Annotated in this window: 23 protein-coding genes; 12 read left to right on the forward strand and 11 right to left on the reverse strand. The window is 73.2% G+C overall.

The window, feature by feature from the left end; translation table 11 throughout:
• Positions 1–79: 79 nt before the first annotated feature.
• A complete protein-coding gene (locus K4S16_RS34345) occupies positions 80–1,189 on the reverse strand; it encodes a DUF2637 domain-containing protein (protein ID WP_149263235.1) in 1,110 nt (369 codons plus the stop codon).
• 368 nt (positions 1,190–1,557) lie between these two features.
• On the reverse strand, positions 1,558–2,256 hold the full coding sequence (locus tag K4S16_RS34355; protein ID WP_149263237.1) for a dioxygenase: 699 nt from the start codon (positions 2,254–2,256) through the stop codon (positions 1,558–1,560).
• Positions 2,257–2,491: 235 nt separating this feature from the next.
• Here K4S16_RS34355 and K4S16_RS34360 point away from each other — a divergent pair, with 235 nt between their 5' ends.
• From K4S16_RS34360 to K4S16_RS34385, 6 genes are all read left to right on the forward strand, one after another.
• Positions 2,492–3,502 carry a helix-turn-helix domain-containing protein gene (locus K4S16_RS34360; protein ID WP_149263238.1) on the forward strand — a complete coding sequence of 337 codons (1,011 nt, stop codon included), beginning with the start codon at positions 2,492–2,494 and terminating at the stop codon, positions 3,500–3,502.
• A 121-nt stretch (positions 3,503–3,623) separates the two neighbouring features.
• Complete coding sequence (locus K4S16_RS34365; protein WP_149263239.1) at positions 3,624–4,934, forward strand: erythromycin esterase family protein; 1,311 nt, start codon at positions 3,624–3,626, stop codon at positions 4,932–4,934.
• An 18-nt stretch (positions 4,935–4,952) separates the two neighbouring features.
• On the forward strand, positions 4,953–5,741 hold the full coding sequence (locus K4S16_RS34370; RefSeq protein WP_149263240.1) for a DUF427 domain-containing protein: 789 nt from the start codon (positions 4,953–4,955) through the stop codon (positions 5,739–5,741).
• Between the two features lie 87 nt (positions 5,742–5,828).
• A complete protein-coding gene (locus tag K4S16_RS34375; RefSeq protein ID WP_149263241.1) occupies positions 5,829–6,455 on the forward strand; it encodes a LysE family translocator in 627 nt (208 codons plus the stop codon).
• Between the two features lie 49 nt (positions 6,456–6,504).
• Complete coding sequence (locus K4S16_RS34380; RefSeq protein WP_149263242.1) at positions 6,505–7,209, forward strand: Crp/Fnr family transcriptional regulator; 705 nt, start codon at positions 6,505–6,507, stop codon at positions 7,207–7,209.
• A 4-nt stretch (positions 7,210–7,213) separates the two neighbouring features.
• Positions 7,214–7,777, forward strand: coding sequence for a TetR/AcrR family transcriptional regulator (locus tag K4S16_RS34385; protein ID WP_149263243.1), 564 nt, complete (start codon positions 7,214–7,216; stop codon positions 7,775–7,777).
• Here K4S16_RS34385 and K4S16_RS34390 read toward each other — a convergent pair.
• Together K4S16_RS34390 and K4S16_RS34395 are read right to left on the reverse strand one after the other, a co-directional pair.
• Positions 7,769–9,454 (reverse strand): ubiquinol-cytochrome c reductase cytochrome b subunit, encoded by a 1,686-nt coding sequence (locus K4S16_RS34390; RefSeq protein ID WP_149263244.1) that lies wholly within the window; start codon positions 9,452–9,454, stop codon positions 7,769–7,771. The genes K4S16_RS34385 and K4S16_RS34390 overlap by 9 nt on opposite strands.
• Positions 9,455–9,588: 134 nt before the next feature.
• A complete protein-coding gene (locus tag K4S16_RS34395) occupies positions 9,589–10,224 on the reverse strand; it encodes a hypothetical protein (protein WP_149263245.1) in 636 nt (211 codons plus the stop codon).
• 259 nt (positions 10,225–10,483) lie between these two features.
• Here K4S16_RS34395 and K4S16_RS34400 point away from each other — a divergent pair, with 259 nt between their 5' ends.
• Complete coding sequence (locus K4S16_RS34400; protein ID WP_200842282.1) at positions 10,484–11,302, forward strand: acyl-CoA thioesterase II; 819 nt, start codon at positions 10,484–10,486, stop codon at positions 11,300–11,302.
• A gap of 51 nt (positions 11,303–11,353) precedes the next feature.
• On the opposite strand, the gene K4S16_RS34405 is transcribed toward K4S16_RS34400, so the two are convergent.
• The 4 genes from K4S16_RS34405 to K4S16_RS34420 form a co-directional block, all read right to left on the reverse strand.
• A complete protein-coding gene (locus K4S16_RS34405) occupies positions 11,354–13,225 on the reverse strand; it encodes a carbohydrate-binding module family 20 domain-containing protein (protein WP_149263246.1) in 1,872 nt (623 codons plus the stop codon).
• Between the two features lie 149 nt (positions 13,226–13,374).
• On the reverse strand, positions 13,375–14,415 hold the full coding sequence (gene nrfD / locus K4S16_RS34410; protein ID WP_149263247.1) for an NrfD/PsrC family molybdoenzyme membrane anchor subunit: 1,041 nt from the start codon (positions 14,413–14,415) through the stop codon (positions 13,375–13,377).
• Complete coding sequence (locus tag K4S16_RS34415; RefSeq protein ID WP_235037262.1) at positions 14,412–15,248, reverse strand: 4Fe-4S dicluster domain-containing protein; 837 nt, start codon at positions 15,246–15,248, stop codon at positions 14,412–14,414. Before K4S16_RS34415 ends, nrfD begins: the two co-directional genes overlap by 4 nt.
• Positions 15,249–15,420: 172 nt before the next feature.
• Positions 15,421–16,278: a PaaX family transcriptional regulator C-terminal domain-containing protein gene (locus K4S16_RS34420; protein WP_149263249.1), complete on the reverse strand. Its 858-nt coding sequence runs from the start codon at positions 16,276–16,278 to the stop codon at positions 15,421–15,423.
• Positions 16,279–16,459: 181 nt separating this feature from the next.
• On the opposite strand from K4S16_RS34420, the gene K4S16_RS34425 reads away from it, so the two are divergent.
• From K4S16_RS34425 to K4S16_RS34440, 4 genes are all read left to right on the forward strand, one after another.
• Positions 16,460–18,064 (forward strand): benzoate-CoA ligase family protein, encoded by a 1,605-nt coding sequence (locus K4S16_RS34425; RefSeq protein ID WP_149263250.1) that lies wholly within the window; start codon positions 16,460–16,462, stop codon positions 18,062–18,064.
• A gap of 120 nt (positions 18,065–18,184) precedes the next feature.
• Positions 18,185–19,852 (forward strand): 2,3-epoxybenzoyl-CoA dihydrolase, encoded by a 1,668-nt coding sequence (gene boxC / locus K4S16_RS34430; RefSeq protein ID WP_149263251.1) that lies wholly within the window; start codon positions 18,185–18,187, stop codon positions 19,850–19,852.
• A 3-nt stretch (positions 19,853–19,855) separates the two neighbouring features.
• Complete coding sequence (gene boxB, locus K4S16_RS34435) at positions 19,856–21,271, forward strand: benzoyl-CoA 2,3-epoxidase subunit BoxB (protein ID WP_149263252.1); 1,416 nt, start codon at positions 19,856–19,858, stop codon at positions 21,269–21,271.
• 61 nt (positions 21,272–21,332) lie between these two features.
• Positions 21,333–21,566, forward strand: coding sequence for a hypothetical protein (locus K4S16_RS34440; RefSeq protein WP_149263253.1), 234 nt, complete (start codon positions 21,333–21,335; stop codon positions 21,564–21,566).
• Between the two features lie 22 nt (positions 21,567–21,588).
• Here the strand turns inward: K4S16_RS34440 and K4S16_RS34445 are convergent, their stop codons facing one another.
• Complete coding sequence (locus K4S16_RS34445; protein ID WP_160161127.1) at positions 21,589–23,238, reverse strand: cyclic nucleotide-binding domain-containing protein; 1,650 nt, start codon at positions 23,236–23,238, stop codon at positions 21,589–21,591.
• Positions 23,239–23,250: 12 nt separating this feature from the next.
• Positions 23,251–23,589, reverse strand: a complete 339-nt coding sequence (locus tag K4S16_RS34450; RefSeq protein ID WP_149263255.1) for a hypothetical protein — start codon at positions 23,587–23,589, stop codon at positions 23,251–23,253.
• 93 nt (positions 23,590–23,682) lie between these two features.
• On the opposite strand from K4S16_RS34450, the gene K4S16_RS34455 reads away from it, so the two are divergent.
• Positions 23,683–23,898 (forward strand): hypothetical protein, encoded by a 216-nt coding sequence (locus tag K4S16_RS34455; protein WP_149263256.1) that lies wholly within the window; start codon positions 23,683–23,685, stop codon positions 23,896–23,898.
• On the opposite strand, the gene K4S16_RS34460 is transcribed toward K4S16_RS34455, so the two are convergent.
• Positions 23,895–25,037: an acyl-CoA dehydrogenase family protein gene (locus K4S16_RS34460; RefSeq protein WP_149263257.1), complete on the reverse strand. Its 1,143-nt coding sequence runs from the start codon at positions 25,035–25,037 to the stop codon at positions 23,895–23,897. The two genes, K4S16_RS34455 and K4S16_RS34460, sit on opposite strands and share 4 nt — an antisense overlap.
• Between the last annotated feature and the right edge of the window lie 47 nt (positions 25,038–25,084).

Genomic DNA, 25,084 nt, shown 5'->3' on the forward strand with positions numbered 1-25,084 from the left:
GGCGCGTCCTGGGAGACGGCGCGGCCCGGTCGCCCGCGGTGGCGGGCGGCCGGGCCGTGACGCGCGGAAGGGCGCGGGGTCAGACGCGCCAGGACTGGACGAGCGCGTCCAGCGTCGCCTGGTCGTAGACGATGCCCTGGGCGTTCAGCTCCTGGGCGACCAGTTCGCCGTCGCCGTGGTGCTTGGCCAGCAGCCGGTACACCGCGTACGGGAACCAGTGGTTGTCGCTGATCCGCTGGATCTCGGTCTCGTCGCAGCGGTAGCCCTGGGCCCGGACCTCGGCGAGCGTCGCGGCGACGTCCCCGTGGCGGCGCTCCAGGATGTCGATGACGAGGGACCGCAGGTTCTCAGGCGAGGGCCCGGCGGGCGCCTCCTCCTCGGCGGTGGTGCCGTAGGAGCTGCGTCCGTTGAGGCTGCCGCGCGACGCGGCGCTGACCACGGCCAGCTCGGGCTCCGGCTCGGGGGCCGGGGCGGGCGCGGGCTCGGGCGCCTTCGGGGCGGCGGGGGCCGCGGCCGGAGCCGAGGCGGCCGGGGCCTGGGCGGGCTCCGCCGCGGGCGCGGCCTTGGCCTCGGCCCGGCCCGAGGTCCCGGACTCGATGGCCTTGCCGGAGTACCCGGGGACCTGGATCTGCGGGAACGGGCCGGTGTTGCGCAGCGGCATCAGCGTGATCTGGTTCAGCGTGACCGGTCCGGCGATCGCGCGCGTCTGCGGCTCGGGCTGCTTGGTCTCCTCCTCCTCGGTCTTCTGCGACACGTACCGGTGCAGCGTCCGCAGCAGGACGAACAGGCCGAGCATCGACACGATCGGCGGGACCGCCGCCGTCGCCTGGAAGGAGAAGGTCTTGTGGCCGACGTGGCCGACGTTGAAGATGAGGCTGGCCGTCCAGCCCGCGAGGGCGATGGTCAGCGGCAGGCAGAAGTCGAGCCAGCTCATCAGGGCCCGGCGCTTGATGACGAAGGCGTCGATCGCCAGCAGGAAGAGCCCGAGCTCGCCGACGATGATGAACAGGTCGACCAGCAGGGGGAACGACTCGGCCTTCCAGCCCCGGAGGCCGTGTTCCAGGGCCCAGTGGTAGAGACCGGCATAGGACTGGGCGAAGCCACCGGCGGTGGCGGTCAGGACCGCGGCCGCCATGAAGGCGATGGCCCCCCACCGTGTGATGACCTGTGCCCGGTTGGCAGCGCTCATGCGGCGTGTGCTCCCAGATTCCTTACACAACCAAAAGTGATCGGTGGGAGACTATCCATTCCTTTGCCGTTTCGCGGCCGATTCGCATCACGTCTCGGTCCCGTTCCCCGGCGAATCGGCGGAGGCGCCTGGATAGGACCGCCGGGAGACGCCGCAGGACACCGCAGGCGAGGGCCATGCAGTGACGGCGGGGAACTCCGCCGCGACAAAGCGGGAGCCCCCGCAGTATCAGACGCGGGAGCCCCCGCAGCGTCACATGCGGGAGCCCCCGCAGCGTCACATGCGGGAGCCCCCGCCGAGGCGCGCCGGTGCCTTGGCGGGGGCGGGATTCCGCGGGAGCGGTGACGGAATCGGGCCGCGGACCCGGGTCAGGGCACCTGGAGGACGAAGTCGAACTTCGCGGTGCGCCCGCCGGGGACCGTCTGGACCTGCATGAGCAGCGCGGGGTCGTAGAGCATGTCGGAGGCGTTCCGCGGCTCGTTCGGGAAGTACAGCTGCGTCGTCAGGATCGGCTGGTAGGGGGCCTGCGCCTTCACGTGGATGTGCCGGGTGCGGCCGGGGTAGAGGCCGGGCACGATCGTCCTGAGGGTGAATCGTCCCGATGCATCCGTGTATTGATGCCCACGTAGCGTATAGCCGTAGTTGTCGTAATTGCCGTAATAGTCCGCCTGCCAGAAGTCCAGCAGGGCGTGGGCCACCGGCGTGCACGACATCGAGTAGACGATCCCGGACACGGTGAGCGGCGTCCCCGGCATGCCGGGCGTCACGATCGACGAGCGCTCGGGGGAGCCGGGCTTGAAGTAGGGGCCCTCCATCTGGGAGTGGGTGGGGGAGTCGTCCCCGTCGTCGCACTTGGGCGTCGGGGTGAGCGGCCGCTGCTCCGCGCGGGCCTGCGCGGGCGCGGCCACCGCCGACACGGCGGTGGGCAGCGCGAGCGCGCCGACCCCCGCCGCGCCCGCGGCGACGATGAAGTTCTTGCGGCTGATGCCGTGCTCCTGGCCGTCGCCGGAGCCGTGGCCGGTGCCGTGCTCGTGGCCGGTGCCGGTTTCCTGCTCGCCTGCTGGCATGGGGGTTCCTCTCGGGGGTCGTTCCGGGATCTTCCGGTTGGCGGGGCTCCCTGGGAGTCGGTCCGGGACATGTATAAGCCGCCGGGAGAGGGGCGGTCTTGGCGCTGCGTGCCGCGACTTTGGCGGCGAGTGCCAAAGCCGGGCCGGAGCGTCGTGCTGACTCGCTCATTGACCTTCCTGACGGGCCGTAGAAGCCTTGCGGGTGGCGTCCGAGACCCCCGACCGGAGGAGCGCCATGCCCACGCTCGTCGACACCTCGGACCGCCCTGCCCGCGACCAGGCGGACTACTGGCGCCACCTGATCAGCTCGGCCTTCGGGCCGTTCCACGTCCAGCCGCGCCTGCCCGGCGGGTTCGCCGCCCGGCTGAGCGGCCGGGCGCTGGGCCCGGTCGAGGCCGGCGACGTGCACGCGCCCGCGCACGCGGTGCGGCGCAGCGCCCGGCAGATCGCCCGCGACACCCGCGAGTGCTACAAGCTCGGGCTGGTGCTGCGGGGCTCGTGCGTCCTCCGCCAGAACGGCCGCCGCGCCGTGGTGGGGGCGGGGGACGTGGTGTTCTACGACCTCACCCGGCCGGTCGAGATCTCGTTCGACGCCCACCACATCTTCACGGTCGTGATCCCGCACAGCGCCGTCCCGCTGCCGCCGGAGCGCCTCGCCGCGTTCGGCGGCACCCTGCTGGGCGGGCGGGCCCGGACGGGGCGGCTCGTCTCGTCCTTCCTCGGCGCCCTGGCCGAGAGCGGCGCCGAGGACGCCGGCCGGGGCGGCCCCGCGGCGGGCGGCCCGCCCGGCGGCGCGGCCGACGAGATCTACGCCCACCACCTCGGCGGAGCGCTGGTCGAGCTGGTCACCGGCGCGGCGAGCGAGTGGCTGGGCGCGCCGCCGTCCCGGTCGCCGGAGGGAGCGGAGATGCTGCGGACGATCGAGGAGTGGATCGAGGCGCGCCTGCACGACCCGTCGCTGAGCCCGGCCGCGGTCGCCGCCGCGCACCACATCTCCGTCCGCCAGCTGTACCGGGTGTTCCAGCCGACCGGCACGACCGTCGCCCGCTACATCCGCACCCGCCGCCTGGAGCACTGCCGCCGCGAGCTCGGCGACCCGTTCCTCGGCACGCAGCGGATCGGCGCGATCGCGAACCGCTGGGGCCTGCCGGACCCGGCCGCGTTCAGCCGCGCGTTCCGCGCCGCCTACGGGCTGAGCCCGAGCGACTACCGCGCCCGCACGACCGGCATCCGGCGCGAGGTGTAGCCGTACCGCCCGCCGCGGCCCTTCGCCGCCGATCCGCGGCGGGGGCGAATCGAACCGGCCGATCCCGGGAACGCGAGTAAGACGAGCCGAAAACGCCGGAGGACACGAGGGGGACGCCGCCATGCAACGCCCGGGAAGCCACGCCGCCGCCGAAGACGTGCTCGGAGCGGCGCTGCCGCTGGAGTACGCCGAGGACCTGGACCCGCTGCTCGACCGGATCGGGGACGCCCGGTACGTGCTGATCGGCGAGGCCAGCCACGGCACCCACGAGTACTACGCGTGGCGGGCCGCGCTGACCCGGCGGCTGGTCGCCGAGCGCGGCTTCTCGTTCGTCGCCGTCGAGGGCGACTGGCCCGACTGCCGCCGGGTCGGCCGCAGCGTGACGCTCGCGCCCGGGGCGCCGGAGGACCCGCGCAGCGTCCTGGACGCCTACGAGCGCTGGCCGACGTGGATGTGGGCCAACGAGGAGACCGTGAAGTTCTGCCGGTGGCTGCGCGACCGCAACGCCGGCCTCCCCCCGGGCGAGCGGGTCGGCTTCTACGGCCTGGACGTCTACAGCCTGTGGGAGTCGCTGCGGGCGGTCGTCGACTACCTGGCGAGCCACCGCCCCGAGTACCTGGAGACGGCGCTGGAGGCCTACCGCTGCTTCGAGCCGCACGGCCGCGACCCGCGCTCCTACGGGTGGAACACGGCCCTGGTCCCGGACGGCTGCGCGGCCGAGGTCCTCGCGCTGCTGGGCGACCTGCGCCGTCCGGCGCCGACCGGGCACGCCGGCGACCCGGAGGAGGAGTTCGACGCCCGGCAGAACGCCGAGGTGGCGGTGGGCGCCGAACGCTACTACCGCACCATGATCGACGGCGGGCCGGAGTCGTGGAACATCAGGGACGTCCACATGGCCGACACGCTGGACCGGCTGGTGGACTTCCACCGCGGCGGAAAGGCCGTCGTGTGGGCGCACAACACCCATGTGGGCGACGCGCGGGCGACCGACATGGCCGCCGCCGGGATGGTCAACCTCGGCCAGCTCGCCAGGGAGCGGCACGGGGCGGACGGCGTCGTGCTGGTCGGGTTCGCGGGCGGTCCCGGCGAGGTCGTCGCCGCGCCGGCCTGGGGCGCCCCGATGGAGGTCATGCACGTCCCGCCGCCCGAGCGCGGCTCGCTGGAGGAGGTGCTGGCGGAGTCGGAGCTGCACCGGGGGATGTTCATCGTGCCTCCGGAGCCGGACAAGCCCGCCTTCCTCACCGGGACGCTCGGGCACCGCGCCATCGGCGTCGTGTACGACCCGGACCTGGACCGGCGCCAGTACGTCCCGACGAGGCTCGCCGAACGCTACGACGCGCTGTGCTGGTTCCGCATCACCTCTGCCCTCCTGCCGCTGCACCTGGAGGCGGCGCGCCGTGGTGAACTGGAGACGATGCCGACCGGCGTCTAGTAATCGAGGAGCCGCGCCATGTCCCTGACCATGCAGCCGGGCCCCCTCGCCGGCTCGCCCGGCGACGAGGTCAACTTCACGATCGACGGACCCGCGCACCGGTTGTTCATGCACGACTTCCCCCGCCGGGTCCGCGCCCGGTTCGCGGGGCAGACGGTGCTGGACACCGAGCGCGGGAAGTTCCTGCACGAGACCGGGCTGCTGCCCGTCCTGTACGTCCCCGAGGAGGACGTGCGGGCCGACCTGCTGGAGAAGACCGTCCACACCACGCACTGCCCGTTCAAGGGCGACGCCGTGTACTGGACGGTGCGGGTGGGCGACCGGGCGGCCGAGAACGCGGTCTGGGGCTATCCGGACCCGAAGCCGGAGGCGGCGTGGCTGCGCGGCCACATGGCCTTCTACTGGAACCGGATGGACGCCTGGTTCGACGAGGACGAGGAGGTCCACGGCCATCTGCGCGACCCGTTCCACCGCGTCGACGCCCGCGCCACGTCCCGGCGCGTCCGGGTGCTGCTGGACGGCGAGGTCGTCGCGGAGACCGCGCGGCCGAAGCTGCTGTCGGAGACGGGGCTGCCCAACCGCTTCTACATCCCGGCCGAGGACGTCCGCCGCGACCTGCTGACCCGCAGCGAGAAGCGGACCTTCTGCCCGTACAAGGGCCAGGCGACGTACTGGTCGCTGGAGGGGGCCGAGGACGCCGCCTGGTCGTACGAGGAGCCCCTGGAGGACGCGGCGAAGATCGGCGGATACCTGTCCTTCGACCACGAGGCCCTGACGATCGAGGCCCAGCCGCCTCTGGCGGGCTGACGCCCGAGGTCGCGGGGGCGGGCGGCGCGAGCGCGGCGGGCGGTAATGGGCTCGCGGGGCGGGGTCCTCGTACCGCATGATTTCGGCATGGTGGACCCATCCCTGTACGCGGCGTTCGTCGTCGCCGCCTTCGCGCTCTGCGTCACGCCCGGACCCGACATGATGTTCATCGTCGCGATGGGCGGCCGCGGCGGCCCGCTGACGGGCGTGATGGCCGCGGTGGGCGTCGCCACCGGCGCCCTGACGCACGCCGTCGCCGCGACGCTCGGGCTCTCCGCCCTGTTCACCGCGCTGCCGGCCCTGTACCACGTGCTGCGCTGGGCGGGCGCCGCCTACCTGCTGTACCTCGCGGTCAAGTCGTTCCGGGACCGCGGCGAACCCGGCGAGGAGGCGGCTCCCGTCGGCCCCGGGCGGCTCCGCGCGTTCTGGCAGGGCGTCGTCACGAACCTGCTGAACCCCAAGGTGATCCTCTTCAACATCGCCTTCCTGCCGCAGTTCGTGAACCCCTCCATGGGGCACCCGATGGTGCAGCTGCTCCTCCTCGGCGTCACCCTGGTCCTGATCGGCCTGGCAGTGGACGCCTCCGTCGGCCTGCTCTCCGGCCGCCTCGCGGCCCTGCTGCGGCGCAGCCGCCGCGTCGCCCGCGGCCTGAACATCTTCAGCGGGACGGTCTTCACGGGGCTCGCCGTGCGGCTGCTCGCCGTCCCCAAGTGAGGTCCCGCGGGTTTACAGTTCAGATGACCCCGGGAAAAGGAGGCGGCAGTTGGCACCGTACGCGGCGTCCTCTCCGCCTCCCGCGTTCTGGGCGGCGCTCGACCCCGCGCAGCGGACCGCGCTGCGCGCCGCCGCGCGCCCCCGGACGTTCCCCGTCAAGGCGCCGCTGGTGTACCAGGGCGACGAGTCCGACCACGTGATCGTGATCGAGCGGGGCTGGGCGAAGGTGACCTCCTCCACCGAGGACGGCCACGACGTGGTGCTGGCCGTCCGCGGCCCCGGCGACCTGCTCGCCGAGAGCGCGGTGCTCGGCGGGCGCCCGCGCGCCGCGACGGTCACCGCGCTGTCCCCGATCCGCGCCCTGGTCGTGCCCGCGGCCCGGTTCACCGGGTTCCTGGACGCGCACCCCGACGTGTGGATGCTCGTCACCGGCACCTTCGTCCGGCGCATGGACGACTCCGACCGGCGGCTGACCGCGCACATCACGAGCCGGGGCCCGCAACGCCTCGCGGCCCTGCTGGCCGACCTGGCCGAACGCTCGGTGCACCACGCGCCGCCCGCGCCGGACGGGTCGATCGAGATCGGGCCGCCGCTGTCGCAGGAGGAGCTCGGCAGCTGGATGGACGCCTCGCGGGAGACCGTCGCCCGCGCGCTCAGCGGGCTGCGCCGCGAGGGCCTGATCCGCACCGGCTGGCGCAGGATCACCGTGGTCGACCTCGCCCGCCTCCGCGAGTTCGCCAAGGAGCAGGACTGACGGCATGGGCGACGGCTACCACCACGGCGACCTGAGGCGCGCCGTGCTCGGCGCCGCGGTCGAGGCGATCGCCGAGGCGGGCCCGGCGGCGTGGAGCCTGCGCGAGCTCGCGCGACGCGCCGGGGTGTCGCACGCCGCGCCCGCGCACCACTTCGGCGACAAGACCGGCGTGCTGACGGCCGTCGCCGCCGACGGGTACACGCTGTTCGCGGACGCCCTGGAGGCCGCCGGGAGCGACCTGCACGCCGTCGGGCTCGCCTACGTGCGGTTCGCGGTCGAGCACCGGGTCCACTTCGAGGTCATGTTCACGCCCGCGCTCTACCGCCCCGACGACCCGGAGGTGGCCGCCGCCCGCGACCGCGCCGCCCGGGTCCTGGCCGAGGGGGTCCGCGGGGCCGCGCCCGGCCGTCCCGCGGACGACCGGACGGCCGGGATCGCCGCCTGGTCGATCGTGCACGGCTTCGCCCACCTGTGGCTGAGCGGTGCACTGCGCGACCTCGGCGACGACCCTGTGAGGGCCGCCGACCCGGTCATCCGCCTCCTCTTCGAGCGCTCCGCGTCAGCGTGAGGACGCCTTCTCCCCGGCGGCCGGCCGCTCCTCGCCCGCCTCGAGCGCGCCCGCAGCGGGAGCGGGGCGCTCGGGCACGGTGGCCAGGTCGGCGCGGAAGCGGCGGTTGAGGGCGGCGCGCAGACGCCCTCCGGCGGTGCGGCCGCGCGGGCTGTCGACGCCGTTCCGGGGCGGCGGGACGTCCAGGTCGACGGCGGGCGCCGGGCGCGGATCGGTGATCGCGGCGATGGCCTCGTCCGGCAGCGGGCGCTCGACCTCGCTGAACCCGCCCTCCGGCGACTGGCGGATCACGCCTGTCTCCAGCCCATGCTGGGCCAGGCCGAGATCGCGGCGCTGGAGGCCGACGCAGAGGCGGTAGGTGACGACGTAGGCCAGCACCGGGCCGAGGATGATGAGGACGCGGAAGAACCAGGTCGTCCAGAACAGCGGGATGTCGAAGCTGTGGGCGAGGACGTCGTTGCCGCCCGCGATCCACAGCGTCCCGTAGAAGACGACGCCGCCGACGCCGACACCGGTGCGCGCCGGGACGTCGCGCGGCCGGTCCAGCAGGTGGTGGATCCGGTCGTCGCCGGTCACCCAGCGCTCCAGGAACGGGTAGACGGCGAGGCCGGTGAACAGCAGCCCGGGCACCACGAGGGCCGGGACGACCACGCTCATCGCGACGGTGTGGCCCCAGGCGCTGATCTCCCAGGACGGCATGATCCGCAGCGCGCCCTCCAGCCAGCCCATGTACCAGTCGGGCTGCGACCCGGAGCTGATCGCGCCCGGGTCGTAGGGGCCGAACAGCCAGATCGGGTTGATCTGGAAGAACGCGGCCAGCAGCGTCGTCACGCCCGCCACCCAGAGGAAGAACGCCGTCGTCTTCGCGATGAAGACGGGGAAGAACGGGTAGCCGCGCACGGTCGTGTTCGAGCTGCCCTTGCCCGGGAACTGCGTGTGCGTCTGCCGCCAGGTCAGCACGACGGCGTGCAGCGGGATCAGCGCGGCCAGGATGCCGGGGATCAGCAGCACGTGGATGACGTACAGGCGCGGGATGATGTCGGTGCCCGGGTACTCGCCGCCGAACAGGAACATCACCGCGTACGAGCCGACCAGCGGGAGCGAGGCGAGCACGCCTTCCAGGATGCGCAGGCCCGTGCCGGAGAGCAGGTCGTCCGGCAGCGAGTAGCCGAACAGGCCGTTCAGCATCACCAGCATGAACATGAGGATGCCGATGAGCCAGTTCAGTTCGCGGGGCTTGCGGAACGCGCCGGTGAAGAAGTTGCGCAGCAGGTGCACGAGGATCGCGCCCATGAAGATGAGCGTCGACCAGTGGTGGATCTGCCGGACGAGCAGGCCGCCCCGCACATCGAAGCTGATCCTGAGGGCGGAGGCGTAGGCCTCGCTCATCTCCACGCCCTGCAGCCTCGTGTACGAGCCGTTGTAGACGACCTCGTTCATGCTCGGCTTGAAGAACAGCGTCAGGTACACCCCGGTCAGCAGGATGACCACGAAGGAGTACATCGCGATCTCGCCGAGCAGGAAGGTCCACTGGTCCGGGAAGGCCTTGCGCATCGCCTTGCGGGCGAAGCCGGTGGTGCCGAACCGCTCGTCCAGTGCCCGCGCCGCGGCGTCCACTCCTCCGGGCGGCTTCCGCGTGCCGACCCCCGCTCCGCCGGGCGTCCTCGTTCCCGCCATGGTCCGCATCCCTCCGTCGCACTGTGGCAGTGGCGCATCTGGGAATGAGACTCACCCCGGCGGGCAAATGTGACATCTCGGAATGTGGACTGCGTCACACCGGGAGCGGCCCGGCGGGCGTCAGCGGGACGGGGTCAGCACGCCGGGGCGGTGAGCCCGCCGCGGCGCCGGTAGCGGGGGCGCCAGCGCGCCCGGTAGCAGAGCCGGACCGGCGGCGGGAGGAGCCGCAGCACGGCGCGGCGAGTGCCGTCGGAGGCGCCGTCCAGCAGCCAGGGCAGGAACACGCCGAGCCCGCGCAGGCCCAGTTCACGGCGGAACTCCACGTCGAAGGTGCCCCACTCGAACGGGGTGAGGGTCTCCTGGATCAGCGGCAGGACGTTCGACTCCTTGAAGTCGAGCAGCGCCTCCACCGACGCCCTGAGGTCGCGCGCGTACCGGGCGAACGTGCCGCGGTCGCGGTGCTCCAGCGCCGCGTCGAGGCCGTCGATCATCGGGACGACCTTCAGCGCCTGCGCCGCCATGGCGTCGAGGACGACGCCGACCCGCCCGGGCGCGTCGGCGTCCTTGGCGTACATGACCGTCCAGAGGGCGTTCTTCTCGGCGTGGTCCTGGAGCCGCCAGTGGGCGGTGAACAGGGGCCAGCCGTTCACGACCGGGGCCCAGCCGCGCTCCGACCCGGCGGCCGCCTCCAAGCGCGCCGCGTCGCGGCGGAAGGCGTCGTAGGCGGCGTACAGCATCGTCAGGTCGAAGTTCCTCGCCACACTGTCCATGCCGCCTCCCAAGCTCTCCGCGCCCGTACCGCCGCTCACAGAGATAGATGGATCGGACGCGCCTGAATGTGACGCGATGTGGGGCCTGACTTTTTGTGATCTGCCCCACGGGCGGCGGGATATGCGGGGGGAGAAGGGGTGAGGCCGGCCGGGCGGCGGGGCGCCGTTCGCCGCCCGGCCGGCCCGCTTGTCAGGTCACCGCCGGCCCCGCCCATGCCCGCGCGGTCGGGGTCCGTGCGGGTCGGATAACGTCACGGGCGTGCGACCCTCCATCTCCGAAGAGCCCGAAACGCGGTTGGAAGCCCTCCACTCCGTCCTCGACCTGCTGGATCTGGAAGAGCTCGACCGGGACCTCTACCGGGGCACGCTCGTGTTCGACGACCCGTACCCGCTGTACGGCGGGCAGGTGGCGGCGCAGGCGCTGCGCGCCGCGGGGGGCACCGTCCCGGAGGGGCGGCTGCCGCACTCGCTGCACGGGTACTTCCTGCGCGGCGGCGACGCGGCCCGGCCGACGATCTTCCGGGTGGACCGGGACCGCGACGGCCGGTCGTTCTCCGCGCGCCGGGTGGTGGCGCTCCAGGGCGGCGAGGTCATCTTCAACATGTCGGTGTCGTTCCAGCAGCCCGCCGACGACGTGGACCGGCAGGTCCATCCGGCGCCGGAGACGCCGGCCCCGGAGAGCCTTCCGGCCTCGCCGGTCCCGCGGCTGTTCTCCATGGAGAGCCGGGTGCCGCCGCAGCCCTACGAGGCGGCCGACTTCCCGACGCGGCTGTGGTCGCGCTGCACTGCTCCGCTGCCGGACGACCACCTGCTGCACGCCTGCGTGCTGACGTACCTGTCCGACATCTCCAGCGGTGTGATCGCGCTGCACGACGGTACCGCCCGGTCGGGTTCCAGCCTCGACCACGCCGTCTGGTTCCACCGGCCCGTCCGGATGGACGACTGGGTGCTGATGGACCTCGTCCCGCAGACGGTCGCCGCCGGGCGCGGCTGGTACACGGGAACGATCCACAGCCGGGACGGCGTGCTCGTCGCCAGCCTCACCCAGGAGACCCTCTTCCGCACGCCGCGCGCCTGACACGCGCCGGGGCCGGCCTCCCGCACACGTGGAGACCGGCCCCGGCGGTGCTCATCTCCAGGTGTCGTTCGCGGTGTGGCCGGACGTGCCGGTCGTGTAGGTGCGGTTGGCGCCGCTCTCCCACGTCACGGCCCCGGCGTCGGTCTTCTTGATGTACTTGTACTCGATCCTGGTGTTGGAGGGCAGCGTCACCGTGCCGTTCCAGATCGGGTAGCCGGACGGGGACAGCTTGACCGCCTTGGCGGGGTCCCACGAGCCGAGCGCGGGGACGTCGCCGACGAGGTAGACGCTCGTCCCCCAGGTCGTGGTGGCGTTGACGTTGAAGGTGTCGGAGACGGTCCCGGGGTCCGAGGTGGGCGGCGCGGTTCCTCCTGACCGGGCGTCCGCGTGGATGGCCACGGCGCCGTTCGCGGGGATCGTCACGGTCGCCGTCCCGCCCGACACGGTGACGGCGGTGCCCTGGCAGCCGCCCGATCCGAGGCCGCCGGTGATGACGTCGCAGTAGACGCCGTCGGCGAGCCCCGTCCGGTAGGACGCCGTGGACGGCGCGGAGGAGTCGTTGAGGCCGATCCAGCCCTTGGAGCCGCGGCTGAACCCGATGACGTTGGACGCGGTCGCCGTGAAGTTGCCGACCGATGCGGCGGACGCGGTCGCGTTGTGCCAGCCGACCATGCCCTTCACGCCGGTGGAGCGGGAGAGGCACTGCCAGCCGTTCGAGCAGTTCGCGGCGGTGACGAACCCGCTGGAGTCGGCGGGCGGCGACTGCCCGGCCGACGACCAGGCGAACCCGTCGTACACCGAGGGCTTGCCGTACGGGTAGGCCAGCAGGAAGTAGGTCGCCAGCGTGTAGTCGGAGCCGTTCTTGTAGCTGAGCGTGGACCCGTCCCGCTCGGTGTCGTGGTTGGTGACCATCGCGAAGGTGCGGGAGCCGTCCGCGTCCAGCGACCAGGAGGGGATGCCCGACAGGTTCGACAGCGTCCCGTTCTGGAACTGGGTCTTCAGGCCCCGCGCGTAGGAGAACCCGAGGACGTCGCCGTTCCCGGTGAACGCCGACGGCTTCAGCTCGGCCGTGGTCGCCCCTGGGACGACCTCCTGTGCGATGTAGGGCGCCTTACCCTCGGCGGTGGTGGCGTGCAGGCCGCTCTTGATGGCGGCGAAGTCGCTCTGCGCGACGTGTTTGGCGGCGTCGACCCGGAACCCGTCCACGCCGAGGCCGATCAGGTCGTTGAGGTATCCGGTGATCTTGTCGCGCACGTACTCCGACTGGGTCTTGAGGTCCGACAACGAGACCAGCTCGCAGTTCTGCACCTCGGAGGTGTTGTTCCAGTCGTCGATGCCGGCGTCGTCGTCGTTGCAGTACCCGTCGTTGGCGTGGTGGAAGTCGTTGTACCCGTACGGGACGGCGGGGTAGGCGAATCCGCCGGGATCGAAGGTCGAGCCGCCGTAGGTGGTGTTCACCGTGTTGTTGCGGCCCGCCATGTGGTTGACCACCGCGTCCACGTAGACGCGGACGCCCGCGGCGTGGCACGCGTTGACCATGGCGGAGAACTGGGCCCGGGTCCCGAGCCTGCTGGTCAGGCCGTAGGAGACCGGCTGGTACACCTCCCACCACGGGTGGGCGCCGTCGCTGGTGGAGGCGAGGCTGACCGACTCGGCGGGCGGCGCGACCTGGACGGCCCCGTACCCGGCGGGCCCGAGGTGGTCGGTGCACGCGGCCGCGACGGACGGCCAGTTCCACTCCCAGAGGTTGGCGGTGACGTCGCTCGCGTTGAGGGAGGCGGCGGCTCTGGCGGGGCGGTCGGGGAGCAGGACGGCGGCGGGCGCCGTCCCGGCGAGGACGAGGAGGCCGGCGGCGAGCAGCGACCGGCGGCGGGGGGCTCTTGCGCGGGGGACTCTTGCGCGTGGCGCGTCGTTGGCAGACATGTTCGGCGAACTCCTGTCACAGGGCGCCTGGCGGGCGCCTGAGGGGGTGGGGGACGGCCGTCCGCGAGCAACGCGAGAATGCTCTCTTCTTGCAGTCAGGTCAAGAGCTTGCGCAAGATTTCAATGAACTTGCAGAAAGGCGGCACCTCTCAGGAGGCGGACGCGGGACCGCGCGCGGCGAGGCGTTCCCGCTGGAGAACGACGGTGTACTTGGGGTCCACGGCCGACTGCACGCCGGCGTGGAAGACACCGAAACGCGTGCACGCGGAACTCGCCAGGAGGGCCGCCCCGCTCAGCGCCGCCGCGGCCCGGTTGCGCCCGCCGAACAGGACGCAGCCCGCGGTTCCCGCCGCCGAGAGGATCTCGCCCGCGCGCATGAAGGCCCCGCCTTTGCCCCGTTTGTACGGCTCGGCCGCCAGCCCGGCCCGGCGCTCCAGCAGTTTCGCCGCGGCCAGTTCCAGCCCGGCGCCGAACACGGCGGCACTGCGCATCGGGCCGTTCTCCCGGACGGGCGCGGCGACCAGCGCCATCCCGGAGGCGGCGGCCGCCGCCGAGCCGACGAAGACGAACGGCAGCTCGCGGTGCGCCTCGTGCCAGGCGGGGACGGCGGTGTCGGCGGCGAGCACGGCGGTGTAGGCGGCGACGGCGGGGCCGAGCACGGCGGCTCCGGCGGTGGCGGCCCGGCCGAGGCGCGGGAGCAGCCCGGTCACCTCCGACGCGGCGGCGGCGCCGACGGCGGGGCCGTAGACGGCCAGCAGCCACGAGCCGACGCTCATCGGCGACGTCGGCTTCATGACGCGCAGCATGTTGTAGAACCGCTCCGGTCGCCCGAGGTCGTGGACCAGTGCGGCCGTCGACGCGCCGATGGCGGCCAGCGAGGAGATCTTCAGGGCCCGCGCGGCGGCCGGGCGCCCGGTGAGCTCGGCGCCGGCGGCGAGCACCGAGCCCGCTCCGGCCAGGCCGCCGAAGAAGAAGTACCCGGCTACGTCGAGGGGCTTCCACACCGGCGGGTTCAGGACGGGCTTGCCGTAGTACGAGGTGAACTCGGCCTCCGGCACCATCGCCTTCTCGCCGCGCCGGCCCCGGCGCCTCCCGCGCCGCCCCTGCGGGCGCAGGCCCTTGCCGATCTCGGCCTCACGGCCGGGCCGCTCGCCCCGAACACCTTCCTTGCCGACCTCCGACGAGCTCATCGGACGCCTCCCCTGCTGCCGTGGACGGCGAAGACGGCGGCGAGCCCGCCGAGCAGCGCGGCGGCGGCCACACCGGCGTGCCGCCACATGGACGGCAGGTCGCGCGTGGTGACGACCGGGTCCGGTGGGAGCCCGTACACCTCCGGCTCGTCCAGCAGCAGGAAGAAGGCGCCGTCGCCGCCGACGCCGTCGTCCGGGTCGTGCCCGTAGAGGCGCGCGTCCTCGACGCCGAGGCCGTGGAGCTGGTCGACGCGCATCGCGGCCCGCTCGCGCAGCTCGTCCAGCGGCCCGTACTGGATCGAGTCGGTCGGGCACGCCTTCGCGCAGGCGGGCTCCTGCCCCACCCCGATCCGGTCGTAGCACAGGGTGCACTTCCACACCCGCCCGTCGCCCTTGCGCTGGTCGATGACCCCGTAGGGGCAGGCGGGCACGCAGTACCCGCAGCCGTTGCAGATGTCCTCCTGGACGACCACCGTGCCGAACTCGGTGCGGAACAGCGAGCCGGTGGGGCACACGTCCAGGCAGGCGGCGTGCGTGCAGTGCTTGCACACGTCGGAGGCCATCAGCCAGCGCATGCCCCCGGCGCCCTGCGCGGTGTCCTGTGCGGCGGCCTGCCCGTCGCCGTGGTCGACGCCGGTCTCGTTCTGGCCGATCGGCTTGTTCTGCTCGATGAACGCGACATGCCGCCAGGTGTCGGCGCCAAGCCCCTGCGTGTTGTCGTAGGACATCCCGGTGAACTCGAGGCCGTCCTCGGGTACGGCGTTCCACTCCTTGCACGCCACCTCGCACGCCTTGCAGCCGATGCACACGGACGTGTCGGTGAAGAACCCCATGCGGGGCGGGTGGTCGGTGTAGCCGGAGTCGGCGGCGACGTCGGGCTCCGCTCCGGCGAGCAGGTTCCGTCCTATCAAGCTGGCCATTCCACGACTCCCATCGACGACGCCGGCCCCTACCCGACTTCCCGGGGACGCGCCGCCTACACGCCGAGCCGCGGACCGGCCGCCCTCAGGCGCTCATGGCCTTCCACTGGCGGTCGGCGATGGGGCGCCAGGTGTCGTGCCGCTCGTGGAAGAGCGCGAACGCCTGCGAGCCGCTCCAGTCGTCCGGGAGGAGCGCCGCAGGCAGGCCGGGGTCGAGGAACGGGAACCGGCGCCATTCCTGGACGAGCCTGGTGTGCGCGGCGAACGTCCCCGGGTCGTCGGCGGGACGCAGCGCGCGGACGGCGTCGAGGAAGTCCTCGTAGGCGAGCTCGATCTCCTCCAGGTCCCATGCGCGGCGGGCCACGCGCCGCGCCTCGGCCAGGTCGCCGAGCCGCCCGACGAACAGGGTGGAGCCGTCGGCGACGCCGATCTCGGCGAGGACCTCCCGGACCTCGGCCTCGCGCTCCGGGTGCGGGCTGACCCACACGCCGGGGGAGAGGTTGCCGAGACCGCTCCAGGCGAGCCGGGTCCGCAGCAGGTGGCGCAGGCGCCGGCTCGTCTCCGGGACGGTGGCCAGCACCAGGAGCCATTGCCCGTCCCACGCGCCGACCGGGCGGCCGAAACCGTAGATGCGCTCGGTGCCGTCGGTGAGGAGCCGCTCCCCGGCGGGGGTGAGCCGCCAGGCGGTGCGCCGGCCGTGCCGCTCTCCGGCGAGCCAGCCCTCGGCGGCACTGCGGGCGAGTGCCTGCCGGACGGCCTTCTCCTCGACGCCGAGCAGTCCGAGCGCGCGCAGGAACGCCGCCGTCCACACCGGCTCGCCGCCGGGCAGGACGAACTCGCCCAGCAGGGTCAGCAGCAGCGACCGCGCGCTCGCCGCGCCGAGTTCGCGCCGTCGCCGGAACCTCGGCTCCGGATGCGCCGCGTCCTCGCCGGTTGGGGCCATGTGCTCCTCCTCGTGGCCCTTCTCGGGCGCGCCCGTCCATGGAACGCTGACCAGTATCGCGCGGGCGCGGCCGGGCTCCGGCCGGGACCCGCGTGAACCCTCATCGTTCCACAAGTCTATTGACTAGCGTTTCGTCCATGTAGAGCATTGGGGCCACGGTTCCCGGCGAGGGGAGACCCCGATGACCGCTGAAACGGCGACCGCACCGGTCCCGCCCGACACGTTCAACGCATCCGACTACCTGCTCCGGGCGGCGTCCGAGCCGGGCGCCGCGGCCCGGACGGCGCTGACCGGTCCGGGCGGCGACCTCGGCTACGCCGAGCTGGGCGAGCTGGCCGGGAGCATCGCCGCCGGCCTCGAACGGTGGGGTCTGCGCGCCGAGGAGCGGGTCGTGCTGTTCATGGCCGACGGCCCGTCCATGGCCGCCGCGATCCTGGGCGCGATGCGGCTCGGCGCCGTCCCGGTCCCGGTGTCGACGATGCTGACGGGCGCCGAGCTGGGCGCCCTGCTGGCCGACGCGCGCGCCAGGGTGCTGCTGGTCAGCGGCCGGTTCGCGGTCGCCGCCGAGTCGGCCCTCGCGCACGCGCCCGGCGTCCGGCGCGTCGCGGTGGAGGGCGACGCGCCGTTCCGCGCCCCGGCGGGCGTGCGGGTGGACGCCTTCGAGGACCTGGTCCGCGAGGGGCGGGCCCATGGAGGCGAACCGGCCGAGCCTTACGCGACGTCGGACGACTCCAGCGCCCTGTGGCTCTACACGTCCGGGACGACGGGCCGGCCGAAGGGCGCGATGCACCGGCACGCCAACATCCGCCACGTCGTGGAGACCTACGGCCGCCAGGTCCTCGGCATCCGGCCGGACGACCGCTGCTACTCGGTCGCCAAGCTCTTCTTCGCCTACGGGATCGGCAACTCGCTGTTCTTCCCCCTAGCCGCCGGCGCGACGGCGGTCCTGGACCCGGACCGCCCGACCCCGGCCTCGGTGGCCGCGCGGCTGGCCGAGTACCGGCCGACCCTGTTCTTCGCCGTCCCGACCTTCTACGCCGCGATCCTCAACGCCGAGGTCCCGGTGGAGGCGTTCGCGTCCGTCCGGCTGGCGGTGTCGGCGGGGGAGCCGCTGCCCGCCGAGCTGTGCCGGTGCTTCACCGCGCGGTACGGCGTGGAGATCATCGACGGGATCGGCTCCACGGAGTGCCTGCACATCTTCCTGTCCAACCGCCCGGGGCAGGTGCGGCCCGGCACCACCGGGACGGCCGTGCCCGGCTACGAACTGCGGGTCGTGGACGCCGACGGAGCCGACGTCCCGCCGGGGACGCCCGGCTCGCTGCTGGTGAAGGGCGCGTCGATCGCGACGGGCTACTGGTGCCGCACCGACACGACCCGGCAGGTCTTCCAGGGGGAGTGGCTGCGCACGGGCGACACCTACGTGGTGGACGAGGACGGCTACTACACCTGCCTCGGCCGGACGGGCGACATGCTCAAGGCCGGCGGCATCTGGGTCTCGCCGGCGGAGGTGGAGGGCCGGCTGCTGGAGCACCCCGCGGTGTCGATGGCCGCCGTCGTCGGGCTGCCGGACGCCGACGGCCTGGACAAGCCCGTCGCCTGCGTCGTCCTCAAGGAGGGGGCGGCCGCCGAGCCGACCGAGCTGATCGCGTTCTGCCGGGCGGGCCTCGCGTCCTTCAAGCGCCCCCGCGAGGTGTTGGTCGTGGACAAGCTCCCCACGACGCCCACCGGCAAGCTGCGGCGCTTCGCCGTCCGGGAACTCGCCTCGACCCTGCTCGGCACGCCCTGACGGGTCCGCGCGGACCGCTCCGCCCGGGGCGGCCGCACGGGTCGATGTGCTACAAACTCTTGACGTATTGAATGGAATTTGTGGAGCATGGTGGAGACGGCACCGGCGGAAGGACATCGCATGAGCGGCCCCCACGTGGAGTTCCGGGTGGACCCGTCCGGCTACCGGCATTGGAGGCTGGACGTCGACGGCCCGGTGGCGACGCTGACGATGGACGTGGACGAGGACGGCGGCCTCGTCCCGGGATACGAGCTGAAGCTCAACTCCTACGACCTGGGCGTGGACGTCGAGTTGTACGACGCCGTCCAGCGGCTGCGGTTCGAGCACCCCGAGGTGCGGGCGGTGGTCGTCACCAGCGGCAAGGAGAAGATCTTCTGCGCCGGGGCCAACATCCGGATGCTGGCGGCGTCCGCGCACGCGTGGAAGGTGAACTTCTGCAAGTTCACCAACGAGACCCGCAACGGCATCGAGGACGCGACGGCCCACTCCGGGCAGACCTACCTGGCCGCCCTCAACGGCACCGCCTCCGGCGGCGGTTACGAGCTGGCCCTCGCCTGCGAGCACATCATGCTCGTCGACGACCGGTCGTCCACGGTGTCGCTGCCGGAGCTGCCGCTGCTGGGCGTCCTCCCCGGGACGGGCGGCCTGACCCGGGTGACCGACAAGCGGCACGTGCGCCGCGACCGCGCCGACTACTTCTCCACCAGGGCCGAAGGGCTGGGCGGCAAGAAGGCCGTCGCGTGGCGGCTGGTCGACGAGGCGGTGCCCCGGACGGCGTGGGCCGAGACCGTCGCCGCGCGCGCGAGGGAATTGGCCGCCCGGTCGTCTCGCCCCGAGGGTGCCGAGGGCATCGCCCTGACGCCGCTGGAGAAGACCCGGACCGGCACGTCCGTCGCCTACGAGCACGTGACCGCCGAGCTCGACCGGGACGCGGGCGCCGCCGAGATCACCGTCGCCGGCCCTGCGGCCGACGCGCCCGCCGACATCGCGGGCGTCCACCGGCAGGGCGCCGCCTTCTGGACGCTCGCCGTCACCCGCGAACTGGACGACCTGATCCTCGACCTGCGCGCGAACGAGCCGGAGCTCGGCACGTGGGTCATCCGGACCAGCGGAGACGCGCGGCGCGTCCTGGACCACGACCGGCTCCTGCTGGACGCCCGCGACGACTGGCTGGCGAACGAGATCGTCCTCTACCTCAAGCGGACCCTCAAGCGCCTCGACGTGACGAGCCGCAGCCTGATCGCGCTCGCCGAGCCGGGCAGCTGCTTCGCCGGGTCGCTGCTGGAGTTCGCGCTCGCCGCCGACCGCGTGTACCAGCTCGACGGCGTCTTCGAGGACGTCGACCCGGACGCCGACCCCGCCGCCGTCACCGTGGATGCGATGAACCTCGGGCCGCTGCCGATGGGCAACGGGCTGACCCGGCTGGAGACCCGGTTCCTCGGCGACGGCGAGGGCCTCGCCGCCGTCCGGGACGCCGCCGGCAAGCCGCTGGAGGCCGCCGACGCCGAGCGCCTCGGCCTCGTCACGTTCGCGCCCGACGACATCGACTGGGACGAGGAGGTCCGCATCGCCGTCGAGGAGCGGGCGAGCTTCAGCCCGGACGCGCTGACCGGCCTGGAGGCCAACTACCGCTTCCCCGGTCCCGAGACCCTGGAGACCAAGATCTTCGGCCGGCTCACCGCCTGGCAGAACTGGATCTTCAACCGTCCCAACGCCTCGGGCCCCGAGGGCGCGCTGCGCCGCTACGGCACCGGCCGGCGCGCCGACTTCGACCGAAAGCGAGTCTGACCGATGGCGACCACCGCCGACTACACCGAGAAGATCCCCAACAATGTCGACCTGCACGAGGACCGGCGCCTCCAGCGGGCGCTGGAGTCCTGGCAGCCGAACTTCCTGTCCTGGTGGGAGTCGATGGGCCCGGCGCTGCCGACGCGGGAGGTCTACCTGCGCACGGCGGTGAACGTCGGGCGCGAGGGCTGGGCGCACTTCGGGCACGTCGCCATGAAGGACTACCGGTGGGGCATCTTCCTGGCCGAGCGCGACGGCGACCGCCGCATCGGGTTCGGTGCGCACAAGGGCGAGCCCGCCTGGCAGAAGGTCCCCGGCGAGTACCGCGCCGACCTGCAGCGCCTCATCGTCATCCAGGGCGACACCGAGCCCGCGTCCGTGGAGCAGCAGCGCAACCTCGGCGCCACCGCGCCCAGCCTCTACGACCTGCGCAACCTGTTCCAGGTGAACGTCGAGGAGGGCCGCCACCTGTGGGCGATGGTCTACCTCCTGCACGCCCACTTCGGGCGCGAGGGCCGCGAGGAGGCCGAGGAGCTCCTGCACCGCAACTCCGGCAGCGAGGAGTCGCCCCGCATCCTCGGCGCCTTCAACGAGGAGACCCCCGACTGGCTCTCGTTCTTCATGTTCACCTACTTCACCGACCGGGACGGCAAGTACCAGCTCGGCACGCTGAAGGAGTCCGGCTTCGACCCGCTGTCGCGCACCTGCGAGTTCATGCTCAAGGAGGAGGCCCACCACATGATGGTCGGCACCACGGGCATCGACCGGGTCGTCGAGCGGACCGTCGAGCTGATGAAGGAGCACGACACCGACGACGTCGCCCCGCACGGCGGGATCTCCCTCGACGTCGTCCAGAAGTACCTGAACTTCCACTACTCCGTCTCGCTCGACCTGTTCGGCTCCGAGACGTCCAGCAACGTCGCGAACTACTACACGGCCGGGCTCAAGGGGCGCTGGATGGAGGACCGCCGCAAGGACGACCACCGCCTCACCGACGACGCCGTCATGGTGGACGCCCTCGTCGACGGCGCCATCGGGGAGACCGAGGTCGCCGCGCTCGTCGGCCTGAACACCGACCTGCGCCGCGCGTACATCGCCGACTGCCAGAGCGGCGTCAACCGCTGGAACCGCATCCTGTCCGAGGCGGGCCTCCCGCAGCGCCTCCGCCTGCCGAGCATCGCGTTCAACCGCAAGGTCGGCGCGTTCGCCGGCATCGAGGCCGCGCCGGACGGCGAGGTGCTCGACGCCGCCGAGTGGGAGCGGCGCAAGGGCGCCTGGCTCCCGACGGAGGTCGACAAGACCCATGTCCGCTCGCTGATGCGGCCCGTCCACGAGCGCGGCAGGATCGCCGCCTGGATCGCCCCGCCCCGCAACGGCATCAACGGCCGCCCCTTCGACTACGAGTACGTCCGCCTCTAGTCAGGAGACCGGTGACCGGACCTAGGCCGCCGTACGGTTGTGGTGGGCGTACGGAGGTGGCGTGGAGAAAGCGGAGCGGGACTCTGATGACTTTTCGGGGATCGGACGCACCGCCGTGGCGGTTCTCATCGTCGCCGCAGCTCTGAGACACCCGCTGCGGTTGCTCAAGGGCGTGTGCAGGCGAGCGGCACGGGTGGTCTTGGCTCCGGTCGTGTACGTGGCCGTGCGCCTTTGGTCGCTCCGGAAGGACCGCCGGCCCACCTTCGAAGACCACCTGCGCCGTCACGAGGACTGACCCGTCAGCACGGATTCCCGCGTCATCCCTCCGTCGTCGCCGCCGGATGGATCCGCAGCCACGCGGTGCCGGGCCCGTCCAGCTCGACAGGCTCGAAGCCCGGTGCGCTTCCGGCGACCGTCCGGTGGACCGCGGGGGAGGCGATGAGCCCGAGGACGCCCGCGCCGGACGCCATCCGCCGGCGAAGCACGTCCGCGTCCAGCAGCCGGGTGGCGCGGGAGAGCGCGTCCCCGCTGATCCCGTCCGGCCCGGCGAGGACCGGGCCCGTGTCGAGCGCGACCCGCACCTGGAAGCGCAGGCCCTCGGCCGCGCCCCCGTTGTGCCGGGCGATGCGCTCGGCGAGCGCCCGCACCAGCGGGTCCGCCGCCGCGCTCACCGGGACCCCGGGCGGGACAACGAGCAGCAGCCCGTCCCCGCGGTCCTCGCGGTGGCAGGCGGCCCAGGGCACCCCGGCGGCGGCGAACGACTCCTCCAGCGACCGGAACAGCACCCGCCGGACGGCCGCGCGGTCCGCCTCGGTCCAGGCCGGGGAGTCGAACCCCACCACGTCGGCGAACAGGACCGTGCAGTCCTGCCCCGTGAGGAAGAGGGTCCCGGACACGGCCTCCGGACGCGGCCCGCCGGCCGCGGTGAGCCGCTCCAGCCGGGCCGGGTCCAGGACGCTGATCGTCCCGTCCTCGGCGCGGACGAGCCCCGCGCCGTCCCACTCGCGGAGCACGCTGGCCACCGCCGCCGGCGACGACGACGTCCAGCCCGCCAGCTCGGTGCCCGTCAGCGGGAGCACCCCGTCCCGCGCCGGCGACAGCGTGGTGAACAGCGCGGCCAGCCGGCGCTCGGTGTCGGCGAGCTCGGTGCCCGAAGTGCGGGCCGCCGCCTCGACGGTGCGGTCGTGCGCCTGCTTCTCCAGCACCGACTGCACGCCCGGGTACCGCTCCACGACGCGCCGGAAGTCCGCCGCGCCGACGACGAGCGCCTCGACGGTGTCGAGCGCGATGACGGTGGCCGACCAGTCGTCCCCCTCGAACAGCGCGCGCTCGCCGATGAGGTCGCCGGGGCCGCGGACGGCCACGATCAGCTCCTCGCCCGCCCGGTCGACGCGGACCTTCGTCCAGCCCGAGTGGATGACGACGACGTATTCGGCCGGGTATCCCTGCCGCAGGACCGGCGCGCCCGGCCCGAAGGTGCGCGGGCGCGCGACGCCGCGGACGGCGTCGCGCTCGTCGGAGCCGAGCGCGTGCCAGAAGCTCTCCCTGAACCGCTCGCCCCGGCCGGCGGACCGCGCGCGGACGACCTGCGCCCGGGCCGCCGCGGCCCTGGCGCGCGCGAACTCCAGCAGCGGCGCGACGAACAGGGCCAGCACGGCGAACGTGAACGCGGCGACCAGCGCCGCGGCCGGCGTCCCCGTGGCCGCGGCCGCCCACGCGGTGCACGCCGCGCCGAGGACGCCGAACGCCACGACCCCCCGCGCGAGCGCCCGTCCGAGATCGGCCGCGGCCGAGGGCGCGGGAGCGAGGCCGCCGGCGGCGAACGCGGGGGAGGCGTCCGAGAACGCCTCCAGCAGCCGCCGCGCCCGGCCCGCTCCGCCGGGCGCCGCCGAACCCGGCCCGCCCGCGGCCGGCGCGTCGGAGAACGCCACCAGCAGCCTCTTCCAGCCGTGCTCAGGACTCGGCATCGCATCCCCCATTCATCCGGCCTGGCCAGGCCCGTCGTCCTCAACGTCGCCGTCCGGGCCCGGCGGGAGCGCCCAGAGCGCGTACCGCCCGAGCTTCGCCATGACGGCCGGGGCGCTCGCACCGCACGCGAACGCCGCCCACGGCGCGTCGATCAGATCGCTCGCCGCGGCCGCCGAGGTCACCATCGCGGCGAGCATGCAGTGCAGGGCGCACGCGAACAGGTAGTACCGGCCGCCCGGCCCCTTCGGGTACCGCCACGGCGGCCCCTTCACGCGCCGGTTCGCCTCGAGGAAGGCCAGCGTGCGGTTGGCCGCCGCCCCCATGAGCCCCCACACGACGAACTGCCACATGACCCGACGGTAGGTCCCCGGCCGACGGCAGACCGTGACACGCCGCACAAACCACCCATGAACGATGCGCTCCGGTTCGGGTAGGTGTGCCGCATGGGTCCTGAAGAAGCCGGCGCGAAGGTCAAGCTCGCCACCACCCGGTACTGCGACCTCGCGGAACAGGTCGAAGCCGCGAGGGACGACCTGCTGAACGCCTACGCGGACGCGGCCCGCGAGGGCGTCGCCCCCGAGGAACTGGCCGACGGCTCCCCGTTCACCGCCGCCGACATCCGCCGCGAACTACGCGAGCGCGGCGTCGAATCCGGCTAGCGGGCGAGGTGGCGGGAGATCACCAGGCGCTGGATCTGGTTGGTGCCCTCGAAGATCTGCATGACCTTGGCCTCGCGCATGAAGCGCTCGACCGGGAAGTCGCGGGTGTAGCCGGCGCCGCCCAGGACCTGGACGGCGTCGGTGGTGACCTTCATGGCGTTGTCGGTGGCGACCAGCTTGGCGATGGACGCCTCGCGGCCGTACGGGCGGTCCGCGTCCTTGAGGCGGGCGGCCGCCAGGTAGGTGGCGCGGGACGACTCGACGGCGGCGGCCATGTCGGCCAAGACGAAGGCGAGCCCCTGGTGGTCGATGATCGCCTTGCCGAACGCCTCGCGCTCCTTGGCGTAGGCGACGGCGGTGTCGAGCGCGCCCTGGGCGAGGCCGGTGGCGACGGCCGCGATGCCGAGGCGGCCCGCGTCCAGGCCGGCGAGGGCGATGGACAGGCCCTGGCCCTCGTGGCCGATCAGGTGGTCGGCGGGGACGCGGGCGTCCACCAGCCGGACGGTCGCGGTGGTGGAGCCCATCAGGCCCATCTTGTCCTCGGGCGCGTCGAACTCCAGGCCGGGCGTGCCGGCGGGGACGTGGAAGCAGGAGATGCCGCGCGACTTCTCCGCCGACGTGCGGGCCATGACGGTGTAGAAGTCGGCCTTGCCGCCGTGGGTCGTCCAGGCCTTGGCGCCGTTGAGGACGTAGGAGTCGCCGTCGCGGACGGCCTTGGCGCGCATCGCGGCCGGGTCGGAGCCCGCGTGCGCCTCCGACAGGCAGTACGCGCCGAGGCGCTCGCCGGAGAGCATGTCGGGCAGCCACCGGGCGCGCTGCTCGTCGGTGCCGTAGGCGAAGAGGGGGAAGCAGGACAGGGCGTGCACGCTGACGCCGACGCCGACGCTCGCCCAGGCCGCCCCGATCTCCTCCAGGACCTGGAGGTAGATCTCGTAGGGCTGGCCGCCGCCGCCGAACTCCTCCGGGTACGGCAGCGTCAGCAGGCCCGCCCGGCCCAGCGTCGCGAACACCTCGCGGGGGAACGCCCCGGTCCGCTCGGCGTCGTCGACGCGCGGCGCGAGCTCCTTGGCCGCGATCTCGCGGGTGAGCGCGATCAGGTCCTCGGACTCGGAGGTCGGCAGGTGCCGGGTGGCGGGCATGGGCGGTCTCCTTTCGGCAGGCCAACAGTACCAAAGGCAGTACTGGC

Source organism: Actinomadura sp. K4S16 (assembly GCF_008327685.1).
Taxonomy (GTDB): domain Bacteria; phylum Actinomycetota; class Actinomycetes; order Streptosporangiales; family Streptosporangiaceae; genus Spirillospora.